General features: G+C 65.9%; 17 protein-coding genes. 9 read left to right on the top strand and 8 right to left on the bottom strand.

Annotation, left to right across the window (positions count from 1 at the left end):
* Positions 1 to 73 precede the first annotated feature (73 nt).
* On the top strand, positions 74 to 958 hold the full coding sequence (dapF, locus tag AB8841_RS09790) for a diaminopimelate epimerase (RefSeq protein ID WP_370435667.1): 885 nt from the start codon (positions 74 to 76) through the stop codon (positions 956 to 958).
* Positions 958 to 2,211 carry a tRNA (N(6)-L-threonylcarbamoyladenosine(37)-C(2))-methylthiotransferase MtaB gene (gene mtaB / locus AB8841_RS09785; RefSeq protein WP_370435666.1) on the top strand — a complete coding sequence of 418 codons (1,254 nt, stop codon included), beginning with the start codon at positions 958 to 960 and terminating at the stop codon, positions 2,209 to 2,211. Before dapF ends, mtaB begins: the two co-directional genes overlap by 1 nt.
* A 105-nt stretch (positions 2,212 to 2,316) precedes the next feature.
* On the opposite strand, the gene AB8841_RS09780 is transcribed toward mtaB, so the two are convergent.
* Complete coding sequence (locus tag AB8841_RS09780) at positions 2,317 to 3,027, bottom strand: RluA family pseudouridine synthase (protein ID WP_370435665.1); 711 nt, start codon at positions 3,025 to 3,027, stop codon at positions 2,317 to 2,319.
* 66 nt (positions 3,028 to 3,093) lie between these two features.
* On the opposite strand from AB8841_RS09780, the gene ftsY reads away from it, so the two are divergent.
* Positions 3,094 to 4,461 (top strand): signal recognition particle-docking protein FtsY, encoded by a 1,368-nt coding sequence (ftsY, locus tag AB8841_RS09775; RefSeq protein ID WP_370435664.1) that lies wholly within the window; start codon positions 3,094 to 3,096, stop codon positions 4,459 to 4,461.
* Positions 4,458 to 5,054: a septation protein A gene (locus AB8841_RS09770; RefSeq protein ID WP_370435663.1), complete on the top strand. Its 597-nt coding sequence runs from the start codon at positions 4,458 to 4,460 to the stop codon at positions 5,052 to 5,054. Before ftsY ends, AB8841_RS09770 begins: the two co-directional genes overlap by 4 nt.
* 95 nt (positions 5,055 to 5,149) lie before the next feature.
* Here AB8841_RS09770 and AB8841_RS09765 read toward each other — a convergent pair whose 3' ends face one another.
* Positions 5,150 to 6,493 (bottom strand): adenylate/guanylate cyclase domain-containing protein, encoded by a 1,344-nt coding sequence (locus tag AB8841_RS09765; protein WP_370435662.1) that lies wholly within the window; start codon positions 6,491 to 6,493, stop codon positions 5,150 to 5,152.
* 100 nt (positions 6,494 to 6,593) lie between these two features.
* On the opposite strand from AB8841_RS09765, the gene AB8841_RS09760 reads away from it, so the two are divergent.
* Positions 6,594 to 7,082, top strand: a complete 489-nt coding sequence (locus tag AB8841_RS09760; RefSeq protein WP_370435661.1) for a YaiI/YqxD family protein — start codon at positions 6,594 to 6,596, stop codon at positions 7,080 to 7,082.
* Here the strand turns inward: AB8841_RS09760 and AB8841_RS09755 are convergent.
* Genes AB8841_RS09755 through AB8841_RS09745 form a run of 3 tightly spaced genes read right to left on the bottom strand, consistent with a single transcriptional unit; the run spans position 7,048 to position 8,511 of the window.
* Positions 7,048 to 7,623 carry a DsbE family thiol:disulfide interchange protein gene (locus AB8841_RS09755; RefSeq protein WP_370435660.1) on the bottom strand — a complete coding sequence of 192 codons (576 nt, stop codon included), beginning with the start codon at positions 7,621 to 7,623 and terminating at the stop codon, positions 7,048 to 7,050. The genes AB8841_RS09760 and AB8841_RS09755 overlap by 35 nt on opposite strands.
* The gene (gene ccmD / locus AB8841_RS09750; RefSeq protein ID WP_370435659.1) at positions 7,616 to 7,771 is read right to left on the bottom strand and encodes a heme exporter protein CcmD; all 156 of its coding nucleotides are present in this window, start codon (positions 7,769 to 7,771) and stop codon (positions 7,616 to 7,618) included. The genes AB8841_RS09755 and ccmD overlap by 8 nt, the downstream gene beginning before the upstream one ends.
* Positions 7,771 to 8,511 carry a heme ABC transporter permease gene (locus AB8841_RS09745; RefSeq protein WP_370439236.1) on the bottom strand — a complete coding sequence of 247 codons (741 nt, stop codon included), beginning with the start codon at positions 8,509 to 8,511 and terminating at the stop codon, positions 7,771 to 7,773. The genes ccmD and AB8841_RS09745 overlap by 1 nt, the downstream gene beginning before the upstream one ends.
* A gap of 238 nt (positions 8,512 to 8,749) precedes the next feature.
* On the opposite strand from AB8841_RS09745, the gene AB8841_RS09740 reads away from it, so the two are divergent.
* Entirely contained in the window at positions 8,750 to 9,739 is a 990-nt protein-coding gene (locus AB8841_RS09740) for a M23 family metallopeptidase (protein WP_370435658.1), read from the top strand.
* 84 nt (positions 9,740 to 9,823) lie between these two features.
* Here AB8841_RS09740 and ccmB read toward each other — a convergent pair whose 3' ends face one another.
* A complete protein-coding gene (gene ccmB, locus AB8841_RS09735; protein ID WP_370439235.1) occupies positions 9,824 to 10,492 on the bottom strand; it encodes a heme exporter protein CcmB in 669 nt (222 codons plus the stop codon).
* Entirely contained in the window at positions 10,492 to 11,115 is a 624-nt protein-coding gene (gene ccmA / locus AB8841_RS09730; RefSeq protein WP_370435657.1) for a heme ABC exporter ATP-binding protein CcmA, read from the bottom strand. Before ccmA ends, ccmB begins: the two co-directional genes overlap by 1 nt.
* 229 nt (positions 11,116 to 11,344) lie before the next feature.
* On the opposite strand from ccmA, the gene acnA reads away from it, so the two are divergent.
* Positions 11,345 to 14,050, top strand: a complete 2,706-nt coding sequence (acnA, locus tag AB8841_RS09725) for an aconitate hydratase AcnA (RefSeq protein ID WP_370435656.1) — start codon at positions 11,345 to 11,347, stop codon at positions 14,048 to 14,050.
* 271 nt (positions 14,051 to 14,321) lie between these two features.
* Here acnA and AB8841_RS09720 read toward each other — a convergent pair whose 3' ends face one another.
* Entirely contained in the window at positions 14,322 to 16,541 is a 2,220-nt protein-coding gene (locus AB8841_RS09720; protein WP_370435655.1) for a calcium-binding protein, read from the bottom strand.
* 336 nt (positions 16,542 to 16,877) lie between these two features.
* Between AB8841_RS09720 and AB8841_RS09715 the strand changes: the two genes are divergently transcribed.
* Complete coding sequence (locus tag AB8841_RS09715; protein WP_370435654.1) at positions 16,878 to 17,384, top strand: N-acetyltransferase family protein; 507 nt, start codon at positions 16,878 to 16,880, stop codon at positions 17,382 to 17,384.
* 187 nt (positions 17,385 to 17,571) lie between these two features.
* Positions 17,572 to 18,102 carry an inorganic diphosphatase gene (gene ppa, locus AB8841_RS09710; protein ID WP_370435653.1) on the top strand — a complete coding sequence of 177 codons (531 nt, stop codon included), beginning with the start codon at positions 17,572 to 17,574 and terminating at the stop codon, positions 18,100 to 18,102.
* Positions 18,103 to 18,115: the final 13 nt, after the last annotated feature.

The following is an 18,115-nucleotide window of genomic DNA, read 5'->3' as shown; positions in this document are numbered from 1 at the left end:
CGCGGTTCTCGACGTTTTTTGCCATACACGGGCCTATGAGCGCCTCCATAAGCCCCCGATGAACGAGCCCCCGATGAGCCCCCTCGCAAACCACCGCTTCCTGAAGATGAACGGTCTCGGCAACGAGATCACCGTGCTCGATCTGCGCGGCTCGGCCCATGTGGTCGGGGCGGCGGAAGCCCGCGCGATCGCGGTCGATCCCCGCTCTCGCTTCGACCAGCTCATGGTGCTCCACGATCCGGTTTCCCCCGGAACGGACGCTTATCTGCGCATCTACAACACGGACGGCTCGGAATCCGGCGCCTGCGGCAACGGCACCCGCTGCGTGGCCTGGGCGATGGTGACCGATCCGGTGATGAGCCGCCCGGCGGACGGGGGGCTGGTGCTCGAAACCAAGGCGGGCCTTCTGCCGGTCACACAGGTTTCCGAGACGGTCTTCACCGTCGACATGGGTCCGCCGCGCCTCGACTGGAACGAAATTCCCCTGCGCGATCCCTATCCCGACACCCGCGCCGTCGCGGTGGACACGCATCTGCCCGAACATCCCGAACTCAGGACCGCCTCCGCCGTCGGCATGGGCAATCCGCACGCTGTCTTCTGGGTCGGGGATGCCGCGGCCTATGATCTTGCCGCCATTGGCCCGGTGCTGGAGCACGATCCGGCTTTCCCCGAGCGCGCCAATATTTCCTTCGCTCAGGTGGTCGGCCCCGATCGCGTGATCCTGCGCGTCTGGGAACGCGGCGTGGGCGAAACCCGCGCCTGCGGCTCCGCCTCCTGCGCCACGCTGGTTGCGGGCGCCCGCAAGGGCCTGACCGGTCGCCGGGCCACGATCTCGCTTCCCGGCGGGGATCTCGTCATCGCATGGCGCGAGAGCGACGGCCATGTGCTCATGACCGGCGCGACGGAGCTGGAGCACGAGGGCTTCCTGTCCCCGGTCGTCTTCGCGGGGGCGGCGTGATGGGTGTCGAGGTCGTCACCTTCGGCTGCCGGCTCAACACCTACGAGTCGGAGGCGATGCAGCGCCACGCCCAAGCGGCCGAGCTGGGCGAGGTCGTCATCGTCAACACCTGCGCGGTCACCTCCGAGGCGACGCGCCAGGCGCGCCAGTCGATCCGCCGGATCGCCCGCGAGAAGCCCGATGCGCGCATCATCGTGACGGGCTGCGCCGCCCAGGTCGAGCCGGAAACCTTCGCGTCCATGCCGGAGGTGGCCCAGGTTCTCGGCAACCACGAGAAGATGCAGGCCGAAACCTGGAGCGCCATGCGCGATTTCGGCGTGGGCGCATCCGAAAAGGTTCTCGTCGACGACATCATGGCCGTGAAGGAAACCGCCGTGCATCTCATCGACGGCATGCGCGGGCGCACCCGCGCCTTCGTGCAGGTGCAGAACGGCTGCGACCACCGCTGCACCTTCTGCATCATCCCCTACGGCCGCGGCAATTCCCGCTCCGTGCCCATGGGCGCGGTGGTGGATCAGGTGCGCACATTGGTGGAGCACGGCTCGCGCGAGGTGGTGCTCACGGGCGTCGACATCACGAGCTACGGCAAGGACCTGCCCGGCGAGCCGAAGCTCGGCACCATGGTCAAGAGCCTCCTGCGCCACGTGCCGGAACTGGAACGCCTGCGCATCTCTTCCATCGATTCGGTGGAGGCGGACGACGACCTGCTCGACGCCATCGCCAACGAGAGCCGCCTGATGCCCCATCTGCATCTCTCGCTCCAGGCGGGCGACGACATGATCCTCAAGCGCATGAAGCGCCGGCATCTCAGACACGACGCCATCGCGTTCTGCGAGCAGGTGAAGCGGCTTCGCCCCGACATGGTGTTCGGCGCGGACATCATCGCGGGCTTCCCGACCGAGACGGAAGAGATGTTCTCCCGCTCCCTCGATATCGTCGAGGAATGCGGCCTGACGCACCTCCACGTCTTCCCCTTCTCTCCGCGCCCCGGCACCCCCGCCGCGCGCATGCCGCAGGTCGCCCGCGACCTCGTGAAGGACCGCGCCCGCCGCCTGCGCGAGAAGGGCGAGGCCGCCTTGGTGAAGCATCTCGGTGAAGAAGTCGGCGCCAAACGCAACGTGCTGGTCGAGACCGGCCGGCTCGGCCGCACGGAAGGTTTTACGCTCGTGCGCTTTGCCGGCGACGTGACGCCGGGCGCAATCGTGCCGGTCACCATCGCGGGCCATGACGGCAAGGAATTGCTGGCGGCGTGAAACACCCGTCATCCCCGGCCCTGTGCTGGGGATCCACGTCTTGCAAACAGCCATGGGAGGAAGGCGTGGATGGCCGGGACAAGCCCGGCCATGACGAAGGGCATATCAGTCGTGCAATCCCGGATGGGCTTCGCCGTCCGCGATCACACCGCACATTCTCACCCGCTCCCACATGTGCTCCGGCACCGGCGCCTCCACGGCGATCGGCGGCTTCCTGGGATAGAGCGGCACCGTGACGCTGCGGGCATGGAGATGCAGGCCCGGGCCGTGAAAGCGCGGGGCCGTGCCGTAGATCGGGTCGCCCAGGATCGGGAAGTTCATGGCGGCGCAATGGACGCGCAGCTGATGGGTGCGGCCCGTGACGGGGCGCAGTTCGAGCAGGGAGAGGCCTTCTGTGCGGCCAAGCACCCGCCATTTCGTCAGCGAAGGCTGGCCCTTGGGATCCACCTTCATCCACCAGCCGCGATCGGGTGATTTCGGCGCCAGGGGTAGATCGATCTCTCCTTCATCCGCCTCGGGCCCGCCCTCGACCACGGCCCAATAGACCTTGTCGACTTCGTTCTTGCGAAACAGCTCGTTAAGACGGGCGATGGCTTTCGGGTGCCGCCCCAGGATCAGGCAGCCGGAGGTGTCCTTGTCGAGGCGATGCGCCGCTTCCGGACGGCGGGGCAGGCCGAAGCGCAGGGCATCGAGATGATGAAACAAAGTTTCCCCGCCCTTGGGGCCGGGATGCACCGGCAAACCGGCGGGTTTGTCGATCACGAGCATCAGGGCATCGCGATACAGCAAACGGCTCACTATCTCTTCCGCATTCATGACGCCTCGGCTATCGAGGCACAGGCACTAAATCAAGCACAAGCATTCACGAGGCAGCAAAGACCCATGGCCGAGACCAAGCCCGGATTCCTGTCCCGTCTCTTCGGGCGCAAGGCCGAACCGCAGCCGGAACCCACGCCGCAGGCACCCCAGACACCCGAGGTTCCCCGGATTCCCCATGTCGGCGGCGAGCCGGAGACCATGCCCTCCCCGCCGGCGACGGCGGCGGACGATCTGACGGCGGCTCCGCCGGGCGTCACCACGGCCTCGCCGGACACGCCTGAGGAGAACAAGACAGCTCCCGGGCTTGCCGGGGCCGATCTGCAGCCCGTCGAGACACGCGAGCCCGAAGGCGGCAGCCCGCAGGAGCCGATCCCGCACATCCTCACCGAAGCCGGTCCCGAGCTGCGCCTCGATATCGCGGCCGCGGATCTGCCCTCCCCCGAGCCTGCGCCCGCCGAGGTGGTTCCACCTCCTCTGCCCGAAGCCGGGCCTGCCCCGGCGGAGAAGCGGGGCTGGTGGCAGCGCCTCACGGAGGGCATGCGGCGCACGTCCACGTCCCTGTCGGACAGCGTCACGGGCCTCTTCACCAAGCGCAAGCTCGACGATGCGACCCTGCAGGATCTCGAGGACGCGCTCGTCCAGGCCGATCTCGGCGTGCCGACCGCCATGCGGATCACCGAGGCGATCTCGGCGGGCCGCTACAACAAGGAGATCTCGCCGCAAGAGGTGAAAGCCATTCTCGCGAGTGAAGTGGAGAAGACGCTGCAGCCCGTGGCGCGCCCTCTCGAGATCGATCGCGCCAAAAAGCCCTTCGTGATCCTCATGATCGGCGTGAACGGCGCCGGCAAGACCACCACCATCGGCAAGCTCTCGCAGAAGTTCCGGCGCCAGGGCCTCAAGGTGATGCTGGCGGCGGGCGACACCTTCCGGGCCGCCGCCATCGAGCAGCTCAAGGTCTGGGGCGAGCGGGTCGGCGCGCCGGTTCTCGCCCGCGAGCAGGGCTCCGACGCGGCGGGCCTGGCCTTCGATGCGCTCCAGGAAGCGCAGGCCAACGGCACGGACGTGCTGCTCATCGACACGGCGGGCCGCCTGCAGAACAAGGCCGGACTCATGGCCGAGCTGGAAAAGATCGTGCGGGTGATCCGCAAATTCGACGAGAGCGCGCCTCATGCCACCCTGCTCGTGCTCGACGCCACCGTGGGTCAGAACGCGGTGAGCCAGGTCGAGCTGTTCCAGAAGGCGGCGGGCGTGACCGGCCTCGTGATGACCAAGCTCGACGGGACCGCGCGCGGCGGCATTCTGGTGGCGCTTGCCGCCAAGTTCGGCCTGCCGGTTCACTTCATCGGCGTCGGAGAGGGCGTGGAGGACCTGGAGCCTTTCACCGCAGGGGATTTCGCAAAAGCCATCGCCGGGATAGAAGCAACACCATGACCGACGAAAAGCGCCTCCCGCCCGTTCTCAAGCTCGCCCTCGAAATGGGGCCGCTCGCCCTGTTCTTCATCGCGAACGCCTATGCGGACAAATTCGGCGTCGCGGAGAGCCAGCGCATCTTCGTGGCGACCGCTCTCTTCATCGCCGCGACCGTGGCGGCGCTGGCCACCTCCTATGCGCTCCTGCGCAAGCTTCCGATCATGCCGCTAGTGTCGGGCGTGGTCGTCGTGGTGTTCGGTGGGCTCACGCTCTTCCTGCACGACGAGACCTTCATCAAGCTCAAGCCCACCATCGTGAACACGATGTTCGGCCTGATCCTTCTGGGCGGTCTCTATTTCCGCAAGCCGCTGCTCGAGATCGTCCTCGACAGCATGTTCGAGCTGACGGAAGAGGGCTGGCGCAAGCTCACTCTCCGCTGGGCTCTCTTCTTCTTCGCGCTCGCCGCTCTCAACGAGATCGTCTGGCGTACGCAGACCACGGATTTCTGGGTGAGCTTCAAGGTCTTCGGCATCATGCCGCTGACCATCGCCTTCGCCCTCGCGCAGACGCCGCTGCTGCTGCGCTACGAGGTGAAGAAGGCGGAAGAGGCCTAGAGCATCGAATGGATCCCAAAAGTGGACTCCACTTTTAGGTCCGATGCTGTCGGTGCGGCCATGACGGAAGGAATCCAATGAACGATAGGGCGCGGTCATTGGGCCGGCCGCATCAGCACCATGGTGCGCGTGACGCCGGGCAAGGGCTCGTGCGCGATTTCGGTCCATAGGCCGTCCTCACCGGCCTCCTGCACCGCCTCCCGTGAGGCCAGCATGTCGCAGCCGGCGTTCTTGGTGGCCTGCTCGATGCGGGATGCGATGTTGACGGTTTCGCCCACGACGGTGAATTCCAGGCGGCTTTCGTCGCCCACGACGCCGCAGAAGACTTCGCCCGAGTGGATGCCGATTCCCACGCGCACGGGCGGATCGAAGCGCCGCTTCGCGTTCCAGCGTTGAATCAGCTCCAGCATCGTGCGCCCGCAGGCGAGCGCCCGGCCCGCATCGCCGTCCTGCGCGCCTGGCACGCCGAACAGGATCAGCGCGCCGTCGCCGGTGAACTTGTCGATCACGCCGCCGTGGCGGCTCGCCGCCCGCAGCACGCGGCGGCGAAACGACGTGATGAACACGGCGAGCTGCGCCGGATCCATGGTCTCGCCGAAAGAGGTCGAGGCGCGCATGTCGACGAACAGCACGGTGATCCGGGTGCGCCGCCCCTGTCTCAGGGACGCGAAGGATTCCTCCGTGAGGACGGGCGCCAGCTCGCGCGGCAGGTAGCGCGTGAGGTTGAGGCGAAGCGTCGTCTCCCGCACGGCCCGCTCCAGAAGCACCCGGCTCTGCCGCGCCACGAGGATCAGGATCATCGCGAGCGAAAGCACCATGGCGATGCGCACCATATTGGCCTGCTCGGAGAACAATCCGGAGATTTCCGACAGGTCCTGCTGCCGCTGCGCAGGGGTGAGGGAGCCGCCGCCATAGGCGAGGAGCGACAGGCCGACGACATAGATCAGGGCCACGAAGGCCTGAAGGCGCGGCTGATAATGGATGGCCGCCGCCGCAATGGTGATGGGCACCACCCAGGCGGCCGGAAAGGCCGCGAAGAGGTTGCCGGGAATACCTAAGCCCCAATGGGTGTAGGCGAGATTGCCGAGGATTAAGAGGGCGTCGAGCACGGCCGTGATCATGGGCAGCCTGTCCACGGCGATCCGCTTGGACGCGAGCCAGGCCCCGCACCATCCGAGCGCCCCGAACAGGGTCAGGGTGAGCTCGGCGATCCAGATCTGCCTCACGGCCACGGGATTGGTGAGCTCGATTCCGCCGGTCACGGCGATGACGGTCAGGAGCAGCAATCCCGCCACCACCATGCGCACCAGTCCGGCCCTCTGGAGGGCTCCGGCATCGGCCTCGCGGATCAGCCGATGGGTCGTCCCGCTCAGCTCCCGCGATCTGCGGCGGCTGAGGAGCGCGATCCAGGCGGAGCGGAAGCGCGACAATTGATCCACGGGTTCTCTTCGTCCGATCTCGGGTTTATCACGAACAGGCGCCGGAAGAGCGGATCGGCTCGCGCTTCAGGACAGACCATGCCGAAGGAATAAATGGCTCATGACCGAGACCTCTCAAGCTATTGCGATCTATGTGGATGCCGATGCCTGCCCGGTGAAGAGCGAGGTCTACAAAGTCGCGGAACGCCACCAAGTCAAGGTCTTCGTGGTGTCGAACAGCTTCCTCCTCGTGCCGCAGAGCCCCCTGGTCGAACGCGTGGTGGTGGGCGCCGGTTTCGACGCGGCGGACGACTGGATCGCGGAACGGGCGCGCCGCGGCGCCGTCGTGATCACCGCCGACATCCCGTTGGCCCATCGCTGCGTGACGGCCGGTGCCGATGTGATCGGCCCGACCGGCAAGCCGTTCACGGAAGCCTCGATCGGCATGGCGCTCGCCACCCGCAACCTGATGGAAGATCTGCGCGCCATGGGGGACGTGACCGGCGGACCGAAGCCGTTCTCGCAAAAGGACAGGTCGGCCTTCCTCTCGGCGCTGGACGTGGCGATCAACCGCCTCAAGCGCGCGGGATTTGGCGGAGCTTCTCTTTGAAGGCCGCCAGATTCCCGGGCGTCAGCGGCCCGATATGCTTGTAGCGGATCATGCCGTCGGGGCCCACGATGAAGGTTTCCGGCACGCCGTAGACGCCCCAGTCGATGGAGGCGCGGCCGTTCGGATCGACTCCGACGGCGGTGTACGGGTTGCCGAGCGCGCCGAGGAAGCGGCGGGCATTGTCGGGGTTGTCCTTCTGGTTGATGCCCACTAGCCGCACGGACGGATCCTTCGCCAGGTCCACGAGGAGCGGGTGCTCCTGGCGGCAGGGGGCGCACCAGGAGGCGAAGACATTCACGATGGTGACGCGGCCCTTCAGGTCCTCGTTGGAGAAGCCCGGCACGGGCTTGCCCTCGGCCAGGAGGCCCTCCAGCGGCGCGAGATTGAAGGTGGGCGCCGGCTTGTTGATGAGCGCGGAGGGCAGGTCCGACGGATTGCGACCCGAGGTGAGCTGCAGGAAGAACAGCATCGCCAGCACGACGAAGACGAGAACCGGCAGGATGAAGATCAGCCGCGAGCGCGGCGCGGTTGCCTCAGCCACGGCGCGACCTCCGGCCGATGCCGCGGGCTTCGAACTCTGCCAGGGTACGGACCTGCGCGCGATGATCGATCACGGCGCGAAGAACGAGGCCCGCGACCACCAGGGCCGTGACCGCATAAGACAAGACGATGAAGAACGTATGGGTCATCAGGCGGCCTGTGCGTCGAGGCGCTCTGCCTCGAGAAGATGGAGCGTGCGCACCCGGCGGCGCAGGATTTCCGTGCGGATGCCCGAAAGATGGAGCGCCACCCCCATGAACGTGAAGCCGACCGCCATCACGAGCAGGGGCACGAGCATGGAAGGATGAATCGTCGGCCCGCCGAGGCGGAACACGGATGCGGGCTGGTGGAGCGTGTTCCACCAATCGACGGAGAATTTCACGATCGGCACGTTGACAGCGCCCACGAGCGTGAGAATCGACACGGCGCGGGCGGCGCGGTTCGGCTCCTCGATGGCGCGCCAGAGAGCCAGAATGCCGAGATAGATGAGCAGCATCACCAGCATCGAGGTGAGTCGCGCGTCCCATTGCCAGTAGGTGCCCCACATGGGCTTGCCCCAGAGCGAACCGGTGACGAGGCAGATCAGCGTGAAGGCCGCGCCGATGGGCGCCGCCGCCTTCTGCGACATGTCCGCCAGGGGATGGCGCCAGACCAGGGTGCCGATCGCGGACGACGCCATGATCATGTAGAAGAACAGGGACAGCCAGGCCGCCGGCACATGAATGTACATGATCTTCACGGTCTCGCCCTGCTGGTAGTCGGCGGGCGCCACGAACCAGACCATGTAGAGGCCGAGGGCGAGCGACAGCACGGCCAGGCCCGTCACCCAGGGCAGCAGGCTGCCGCTGAAGCTCATGAAGCGGGACGGATTGGCAAGCTCACGGATCATACGCACGATGTAGCGGCCTTCGCCGACGCCTGCAACGAGGAGCAGCTTTTCGGCCCGATAACGATTTCGCCAGAGTGGCCGGTGTGTAGCGGCAAGCCCCTGCCCCGGCAATCCGGTGTTGCCCGTATGGCTTTAAGACGCATCGGCGTATCCGCCCTTTCGCTCTTCGGTGCCCGTGCCTTTCAATCGCCACGGGATCCGCCCTATGGTTAGGCGTATCTTTGTTGCGGAGCAAGCCATGCGTCTTCCTGTCCTCCTGATTGCCCTGGGCCTGTCCGGCGCCGCCTCCGCGCAGGGGATCTCGCTGCGTCTGCCCGTCGCCTGCGAGATCGGGCGCACCTGCATCATCCAGCATTACGTGGACCACGATTCGAGCCCGGCGGCCCGCGACTATCGGTGCGGGACCGTCACCTATGACGGGCATGACGGAACTGACATCCGCCTTCCGACCCTGGCGGCCCAGAAGGCGGGCGTCGCCGTAGTGGCCTCGGCCGACGGCAGGGTTCTGCGCATCCGGGACGGGATGGAGGACGTCTCCGTCGCGGGCCAGGGCCGCGACAGCGTGGCCAATGCCGAATGCGGCAACGGCGCGGTGGTCGACCACGGCAACGGCTGGCAGACGCAATACTGCCACATGGCCAAGGGCAGCCTGTCCGTGAAGCCGGGCGATGCGGTGCGGGCGGGCGATCCGATCGGACGGATCGGCCTGTCGGGCATGACGGAATTCCCGCATCTGCATTTCACCGTCCGCAAGGACGGGCACGTCGTCGATCCGTTCACGTCCGGCCCGGCGGCCGAGGCCTGCGGCACGAAACAGACGGCCTCGCTCTGGGAGCCGTCCGCGCTGCGCAATCTCGGCTACGAGCCGGGCGGCGTGCTGAACGAGGGCTTCGCCCCGGGCCCCGTCACGATGGAATCCATCGAATCGGGTGCGGCGGAGCAGAGCCCGCCGGCCACCACCTCCCCGGCCCTCGTGGCCTATGTGCGCGCCATCGGACTCAAAGGTGGCGACGTGCAGAGCCTCACCCTGTTCGACACCGACGGGAAGCCGCTTGCCCGGAACACGGCCCCACCTCTCGACCGCGACAAGGCACAATGGATGATGTTCGCCGGGGTCAAGCAGCCTGCGGGCGGCTTCCGGCCCGGCCTCTACCGTGCGATCTATCGCGTCGAGCGCGACGGCAAGCCCGCCATCGAGCAGGCCTTCGGGGTCAGCCTGGGACCGTGAGGCCCCTCGCCCCTCCGCTAACGCTCTGTCATCCGGCCCCTCATGTCATCCCGCCTGCACGGCCCCTGGATAAAACAGGGTGGATTATTCCCCCGACCTGAGCGCCGCCGCCGCGCCCACCGTGCCGACGACGGCCGCGATGAGGGAGAGCGCGGTCAGGACGAGGAAGGGTGTCGCGAAGGGAATCGTGCCGCCCAGCGCCGCATTCGCGGCCGAGACCCCGAAGATCAGGGTCGGGATCATGAAGGGCAGAACCAGGATCGCCAGGATCAGGCCGCCGCGCCGGAGCGAAGCGGTGAGAGCCGCCCCCACCGCGCCGATGAAAGTGAGCGCAGGCGTGCCGACCAGAAGGGTCGCCACCATGGCGAGCATGCCCTCGGGCGAGAGCGCGACGAGCAGACCGAAGAGCGGTGCCGCGACGGCGAGCGGCAGGCCCGTGGTGAGCCAATAGGCGACCACCTTGGCGAGCACGACGACCTCGAGAGGCGCGGGCGAGAGCCGGAGAAGCTCGAGGGAGCCGTCCTCCTGGTCCGCCTGGAACAGCCGGTCGAGGCCGATGAGGGTCGCGAGCAGGGCCGCGATCCAGAGGATCGCCGGACCGATTCGCGACAACAGGTTCAGATCGGGGCCGAGCGCGAAGGGAATCAGCGTCACGATCATCAGGAAGAAGATGAGGCCCATGACGCCCGAGCCGCCCACGCGGGCGGCGAGCTTCAGGTCACGGACCAGGAGGGCGCGGAAGGACCGGAACATCACGCGTCCCTCCCTGTGAGGCGGGACGGACGCTCGATCCGGATCTCCTTCGGGCCCGACAGGAACAGGGGCGCATGCGTCGTGGCGGCGATCATGCCGCCGGTCGCGCGGTGGCTCTCCAGCAGCCGGCGGAGGGTGTCCTGCGAGGCGGTGTCGAGGGCGGAGGTCGGCTCGTCGAGAAGCCAGAGCGGACGATGCGCCACGAGCAGGCGCGCGAGCGCCACCCGATGGCGCTGCCCCGCCGAGAGATAACCCACCGGCAGCCGGGCCGCATGGGCGAGCCCCACCGCCTCCAGCGCCTCGACGGCGGATAGAGCCGGATGCCCGAGGAAGTCGCGGGCGAAATCCAGGTTCTCCCGGGCGGTCAGGGCGCTTTTGAGCGCGTCCCGGTGGCCGACGTAATGAAGGCTTTCGGGCAGGCTGCGCTCGCCGGCGCCCTCCCACAGGACCGTTCCGCCCGCAGGCGTCAGCCGTCCGGCCAGGAGTTCCAGCAGGGTCGATTTCCCGGCCCCGTTGCGGCCCGTGATCACCAGGGCCTCGCCGGATTTCAGCGTGAAGGACACGCCGTCGAAGATCCGGCGGCCGCCCCGCTCGCATGCCAAATCGTTAACGCTCAGACGCAAACCCTGCCCCAAACTCGGCCCCTGCCCTCATTGCACCCCAGAATGGTTCTAAACCGTGTAGCGGGATGGTTGGAAATGATCTATAGCACCCTCGGCTGCGCCGCGCGCCAAGGCGTCCAATCCGCCTCGCGCGCTTTTCCCCTGTCCGGGCGCCCCCGGAGCGGCGCGCGCATATCGCGCTTTCGGCCGAACAAACTGTTCGTAACCCAAATGCACGCGAGGATTCGCCGTGACGCTCACCAACAGCTTCAACGCCCGCCAGACACTCCATGTCGGCGACAAGACCTATACCTACTACTCCCTCGCCGAGGCCGAAAAGAACGGTCTCAAGGGCGCCTCGAAGCTGCCCTTCTCCATGAAGGTGCTGCTCGAGAACCTGCTCCGCTACGAGGATGGCCGCACGGTCACCAAGGCCGATATCGAGGCCGTGGCCGCCTGGCTCGACAACAAGGGCAAGGACGAGAAGGAAATCGCCTATCGCCCCGCCCGCGTGCTGATGCAGGACTTCACCGGCGTTCCCGCCGTGGTGGACCTCGCCGCCATGCGCGACGCCATGAGGAACCTCGGCGGCGATCCGCGCAAGATCAACCCGCTCGTCCCCGTCGACCTCGTGATCGACCACTCGGTGATCGTGGACGAGTTCGGCACGCCGAAGGCCTTCGACCGCAACGTGGAGCTGGAATACCAGCGCAACGGCGAGCGCTACCGCTTCCTGAAATGGGGCCAGACCGCGTTCGAGAACTTCTCGGTCGTTCCTCCCGGCACCGGCATCTGCCACCAGGTGAACCTGGAATTCCTCTCCCAGACTGTCTGGACCCGCAAGGATGTGGCTTCGGGTCAGGAAGTGGCCTATCCGGACACCCTCGTCGGCACCGATTCGCACACCACCATGGTCAACGGCCTCGCCGTTCTCGGCTGGGGCGTGGGCGGCATCGAGGCCGAGGCCGCCATGCTCGGCCAGCCGATCTCCATGCTGATCCCCGAAGTCATCGGCTTCAAGCTCACCGGCAAGCTGAAGGAAGGCGTGACCGCCACCGACCTGGTGCTCACCGTCACCCAGATGCTGCGCAAGAAGGGCGTGGTCGGCAAGTTCGTCGAATTCTACGGCCCCGGCCTCACCGACATGTCCGTGGCCGACCGCGCGACGATCGGCAACATGGCTCCGGAATACGGCGCGACCTGCGGCTTCTTCCCGGTCGACGAGAAGACCGTCGATTACCTCAAGACCACCAGCCGCACGGATGAGCGCGTGGCCCTCGTCGAGGCCTATGCCAAGGCTCAGGGCATGTGGCGCACGGCCGAGACGCCGGACCCGGTCTTCACCGACACCCTCGAGCTCGACCTCGGCGACGTGGTTCCCTCGCTCGCCGGCCCCAAGCGTCCGCAGGACCGCGTGACCCTCGACACCTCCAAGGTCTCGTTCGCGGACGCCATGGAGAAGGAGTTCCGCAAGGCGCAGGAGATCGGCAAGCGCGTGAGCGTGGAGAACGCCAATTTCGATCTCGGCCACGGCGACGTGGTGATCGCGGCGATCACCTCCTGCACCAACACCTCGAACCCGAGCGTGATGATCGGCGCGGGGCTCCTCGCCCGCAACGCGGTGAAGAAGGGCCTCAAGTCCAAGCCGTGGGTGAAGACCTCGCTCGCGCCCGGATCGCAGATCGTCGAGGAATACTTCAGGAAGGCCGGTCTCCAGGAGAGCCTGGACGCCCTGGGCTTCAACCTCGTCGGCTTCGGCTGCACCACCTGCATCGGCAATTCGGGCCCGCTGCCCGAGAACGTGTCGAAGGCGATCAACGACAACGACCTCGTGGCCGTGTCGGTGCTCTCCGGCAACCGCAACTTCGAAGGCCGCGTGAACCCCGACGTGCGCGCGAACTACCTCGCTTCGCCTCCGCTCGTGGTGGCCTACGCACTTGCCGGCTCCATGCTCGTGGACCTGACGAAGGACCCGCTCGGCACCGGCTCGGACGGTCAGCCGGTTTATCTGAAGGACATCTGGCCCTCCTCCGCGGAGGTGCAGGAGTTCATCGACCGCACGATCACCAGCGAGCTGTTCAAGTCCCGCTATTCCGACGTGTTCGCGGGCGACGAGAACTGGAAGAAGGTCACCTTCGAGCCGGGTCTCACCTACGAGTGGCCGACCGGTTCGACCTATGTGCAGAACCCGCCCTATTTCGAGGGCATGACCAAGGAGCCGCAGCCGGTCACGGACATCGTGAACGCCCGCATCCTCGGTCTCTTCCAGGACTCGATCACCACCGACCACATCTCGCCCGCAGGCAATATCCGGGCCGCTTCGCCGGCCGGCGAGTACCTGCAGTCGCACCAGGTGCGCGTTGCCGACTTCAACCAGTACGGCACCCGTCGCGGCAACCACGAGGTCATGATGCGTGGCACCTTCGCCAATATCCGCATCAAGAACCAGATGGTGAAGGACGAGAGCGGGCACGTGGTCGAAGGCGGCTACACCATCCACCAGCCCAGCGGCGAGCGGATGTACATTTACGACGCCGCCATGCGCTACAAGGCGGAGGGCGTTCCGCTGATCGTCCTGGCCGGCAAGGAATACGGCACCGGCTCGTCCCGCGACTGGGCGGCCAAGGGCACGAACCTGCTCGGCATCCGGGCCGTCGTCGCCGAGAGCTTCGAGCGCATTCACCGCTCGAACCTGGTCGGCATGGGCGTTGCTCCCTTCGTGTTCCAGGGCGAGGATTCCTGGGCGTCGTTGGGCCTGAAGGGCGACGAGACGATCACCATCAAGGGCCTGTCCGGCGACCTGAAGCCGCGTCAGCGCATGGAGATGGAAGTCACCTCCCCGGACGGTTCGGTGAAGCGCGTTCCGGTGCTCTGCCGCATCGATACGCTCGAGGAAGTGGAATACTTCCGCAACGGCGGCATCCTCCAATACGTCCTGCGCCAGCTCGCGGCGTAAGACGACGACAAAGCGCCCGCTCTTCGTTGGAAGAGCGGGCTTAGAGCTGATTCCGCTGGCGTGGAATCAGCTCTTTTCTTTGGCTCGGCCGCATTTTTGGCGGCGAACCGGATCCACTTCGCCGAACAATGCTCTGGGCCTGACGCAAAAAGCCCGGGTGATGCATTCATCACCCGGGCTTTTTTGCCGGATCGGTTGCTTCACGATATGGAAGCGTCGCGGGGTCTGCGGGTGAAGGTGGAACTCCCGGCTGCAGCCGCTCGCCCCACCCTCAGATGATCGTGAACTCGGAGGCGGTGAGCGCGATCTTGTTGGTGAACTGGGCGATCAGCACCTGCGCCTGGCCGCCGGAGCCGTCGGCATCGTAGTAGAGCTTGCCCGTGCCCTTGTCGTAGATCAGGTGGTCGTCGTGATCCTTGGCCACCTTGCCGACCACGAACTTGGAGCTGCTCAACCGACCCGGGCCGCCCAGCTTTGTCATATATTTGTTGTCGAGCTGGAAGCTGTCGGAAGTCTTGTTGTAGTCGATGATCCTGTCCGCGTTCGCGAGGCCCGGCCGGTCCTTGAACACGAAGATGTCCCGGCCCGTGCCGCCCGTGAGGGTGTCGTTGCCGGTGCCGCCGTCGAGCGTGTCGTTGCCTGTGCCCCCGTTGACCGTGTCTTTCCCTGATCCGCCCGTGATCCTGTCATGGCCGGAGCTTCCCGAAAGCCTGTCTCTGCCGCTGCCGCCAATGAAGGTGTCGTTGCCGACCGTGCCGGAGGTCGTTTCGGCCGCGACATTGCCCACTTGAATGACGATGTTCTTGACGACGGTCAGGCCGGCTGCATCCTTGGCCTCGACCTGAATGGTATGGGAGCGAAACTGCTCGTAGTCGATCTTCGCACCCTTCGCGACCAGGATGGACTTGCCGTCGGTGCTGAGCCGGAAGCGACCTCCGGCATCATCGAGGAGTCTGTAAGTGAAGGTATCATTCGGATTGATGTCGGCCGTCATGAGATCGCCGACTTTGGTGTCGGTCGCAGCCAGTTCGGCGGCCTTGAACCGATCGAGGCGCACATCCGTCGGTGCCCGGTTGAAGTTGATTTCGACGCTGGTCGTGGTCAGCCGCCCTCCTGCGTCGGCCAGGGAGAGTTCGATGGTGCGGATTCCGCCTTCGCTTCCGTCGTTGCTGGTGTAGGTCAGGGCCCTGACGACCCGTTCGACACGTTCGGGGGTGGCATCTTGGTTGAACACAAGGGACAGGACGGGTCCGCCTAAGTCGAATGCGTTGGTCCTGCCGATCTCGACGCCGTCCACGCTGATGCTGCGTTGGCCGGAATCCGATGGAGGTGACAGCGTGATTCCCGTCGACGTGTCGATCCCGATCGCCTCCTGGGCGGTTCCTTCCCGAACGGACACGAACAGAAAGCGCAGTAGGCCTTCGTCGGAGTCCAGCGCTACATCCTGGTCAGGATCGAGGAACACCGCATCTCCGACGCTGGCTGCGACGCGAGCTTCTCCGAACGCCCTGATTTCCGGTGCCGCGTGGATCGTCGTCACGCCCCCGGCCGTGACCTTGTCGATGCCCTGTCGATGGAGGGCCGATCGCTGCTCGGGCGTCAACGCGCCGGTGATGAAGGTGAGCTCGTCGTTCGCAGCCCGATCTCCCTTGATCAGGCTGGCGAGCGCCAGGTCATTGATATCGCCCGCATCCTGAAGCGTGATCTGCGCTCCATCCGTGAAGATTTGGATGTCGACAATGCTGGTGATCGTCTTGCCTCTGAGGTCGAAATTGCTTCCCATCAGTCGAAGCTGGTCGAAGCCGCCGCCGCCGTCGAAATGGGTCACGCCGGCCCATTGGCCGGCCCCGATCGCGATCGCATCCGACGCGGTGCTGCCCCGGATCGTCTCGATGCTGGCAAGCTGCGCCATCTGATCCAGGGCGAATTGGCCGCCGCCGGTCAGCGCGAGCGTATCGTCGCCGCCGCCGCCATCCAAGACATCGCCCCAGCCGATCAGATTTCCAGAGACGGCAAAGGTGTCGCTGCCGTCCGTGCCGCTTACGGCGTCGCCGATGGGAAGTTCGACAGAGGCTAACTGATCGCCTGTGTCAACCATGCGGAGGTATAGCGCCCGGTCTGCAGAGAATCCGATCCCGGTGAACAGGTCCTTGCAGGTCAGGGCCCGGACGAGGGTCTGCACATGCTCGGGCGTGGCCGTGGCGTCGAAGGAAAAGTTGAGCTGGGATGAGATGTTCGCCACGTCGACCGTCCCGATGCGAACGCCGCCGACCATGATCCTTCCGCCCACGATCAGGCCGTCGGGCAGCTCGACTCCGCCTTGCTGGGTTCGCACTCCGAGTTCGACCGTGTTTCCGAAGTTCATGAAAGCAAGAGCACTGAGAGGGTGGTCGCCCGGCAGCACCTGCGCGTTCTGGTCTTCGTCGATAAGGACTTCCTGATTGGGAACTCTTGCAAAGGAGTTGAGGTTCAGGATCTGCGGGCTGGCCATGCTGTAATATCCTCTTATTTCGTTATATCCTTCCATTTCACAAAACGACAAGCTGAAACTCGAAGGCTCCGGGCGTCCCAGCGCATCCGCCCCAAATCTGGGCAACGAGCGCCTCGTCGGGCCGTCGCACGGCACCTCGGACGATCGCGGGAACTGACCTGCGCCAATTCACCCGGGCCCAAACGTTGCGGCGTTTTGCCTGTCCCGCATGGCTTCCCTTTGGCCTAAAGAAGCGACGTATTGCCCAGGCGGGGGTCCTTCGAGCCGTTAACGGCTCGTTAACCATAAACCGGCGAAACTCCCGTCATTGCCTCCTGAAGACATTGCCATAAAGCCATGAGCGACCTTCTCGTCAGTATCCGTCACGCCAAGCCCGATGATGCTCCCGCCCTGTCTAGGGTGTTCGACGCCGCCTGGCGCGAGGCCTATCTCGGCATCATTCCCGGGGTGACCCTGGACAAGATGCTCGCCCGCAGGGGCGAGCGCTGGTGGCGCTCCACCGTGACCCGGGGCCGCCCGCTCGTGGTGCTGGATATCGGCCAGGGGATCGCCGGCTATGCATCCTACGGCCGCTGCCGCGACCGCTCGCTTCCCGCTCAAGGGGAAATCGACGAGATCTACCTGCTGCCGGAATATCAGGGGATCGGACTGGGTCGGCGCCTGTTCAAGGCCGTTCTCAACGATCTGCGCCACAGCGACATGCCGCGGGTGGCGGTGTGGGCCCTGGCCGAGAACGAGCGTGCCCGCGCCTTCTACGAAGGCCTGGGCGGACGCAGCATCGCCCATGTCGAGGAGCGCATCGGCGGCACGCCGCTCGCCAAAGTCGCCTATCTCTTTCGCTGAAAACCGATTCTTGGTTCTTGTTGCGGGAGCCCAGTCCAGCTAGTGAAGCGCCAAAGCCTTGCAGGGCGCGCGGCGAGCCATCCGGCTGCGTCCGCCCCGGAGGGCTTCATTTTGCTGCATTGTTCGGTGAAACAGCCCTTTCTTCACCGAGGTCGATGCCTCAAGCCTTGTTCCGGAGAACAGCTCTATGCGCCTTGACGCGATCCCGATTGGAAAGAACCCGCCCGAGGACGTGAACGTCGTCGTCGAAGTGCCGCTCGGCGGCGAGCCCATCAAATACGAGATGGACAAGGAGTCGGGTGCCCTCTTCGTCGACCGCTTCCTGTATACCGCCATGCGGTATCCTGGGAATTACGGCTTCATCCCCCATACCCTGTCCGGCGACGGCGATCCCTGCGACGTTCTCATCGCCAACACCCGCGCCATCGCGCCGGGCGCCGTCATGAACGTGCGTCCCGTGGGCGTGCTGGTGATGGAGGACGACGGCGGCCAGGACGAGAAGATCATCGCCGTTCCGTCGAGCAAGCTGACTCAGCGCTATGACCGGGTAGAGAACTATACCGACCTGCCCGAGATCACCCTCAAGCAGATCGAGCATTTCTTCGAGCACTATAAGGACCTCGAGCCCGGCAAATGGGCCAAGATCATCCGTTGGGGCGACGTGGCGGACGCTCGGCGCCTGATCCAGGAAGCCGTCGAGCGGGCCAAGCAGAAGTAAGCCCGCCATCCTC

This window comes from Microvirga sp. TS319 (assembly GCF_041276405.1).
Taxonomy (GTDB): Bacteria; Pseudomonadota; Alphaproteobacteria; order Rhizobiales; family Beijerinckiaceae; genus Microvirga.
The sequence above is the reverse complement of the archived record's forward strand: the minus strand, read 5'-3'. Positions and strand labels throughout refer to the sequence as shown.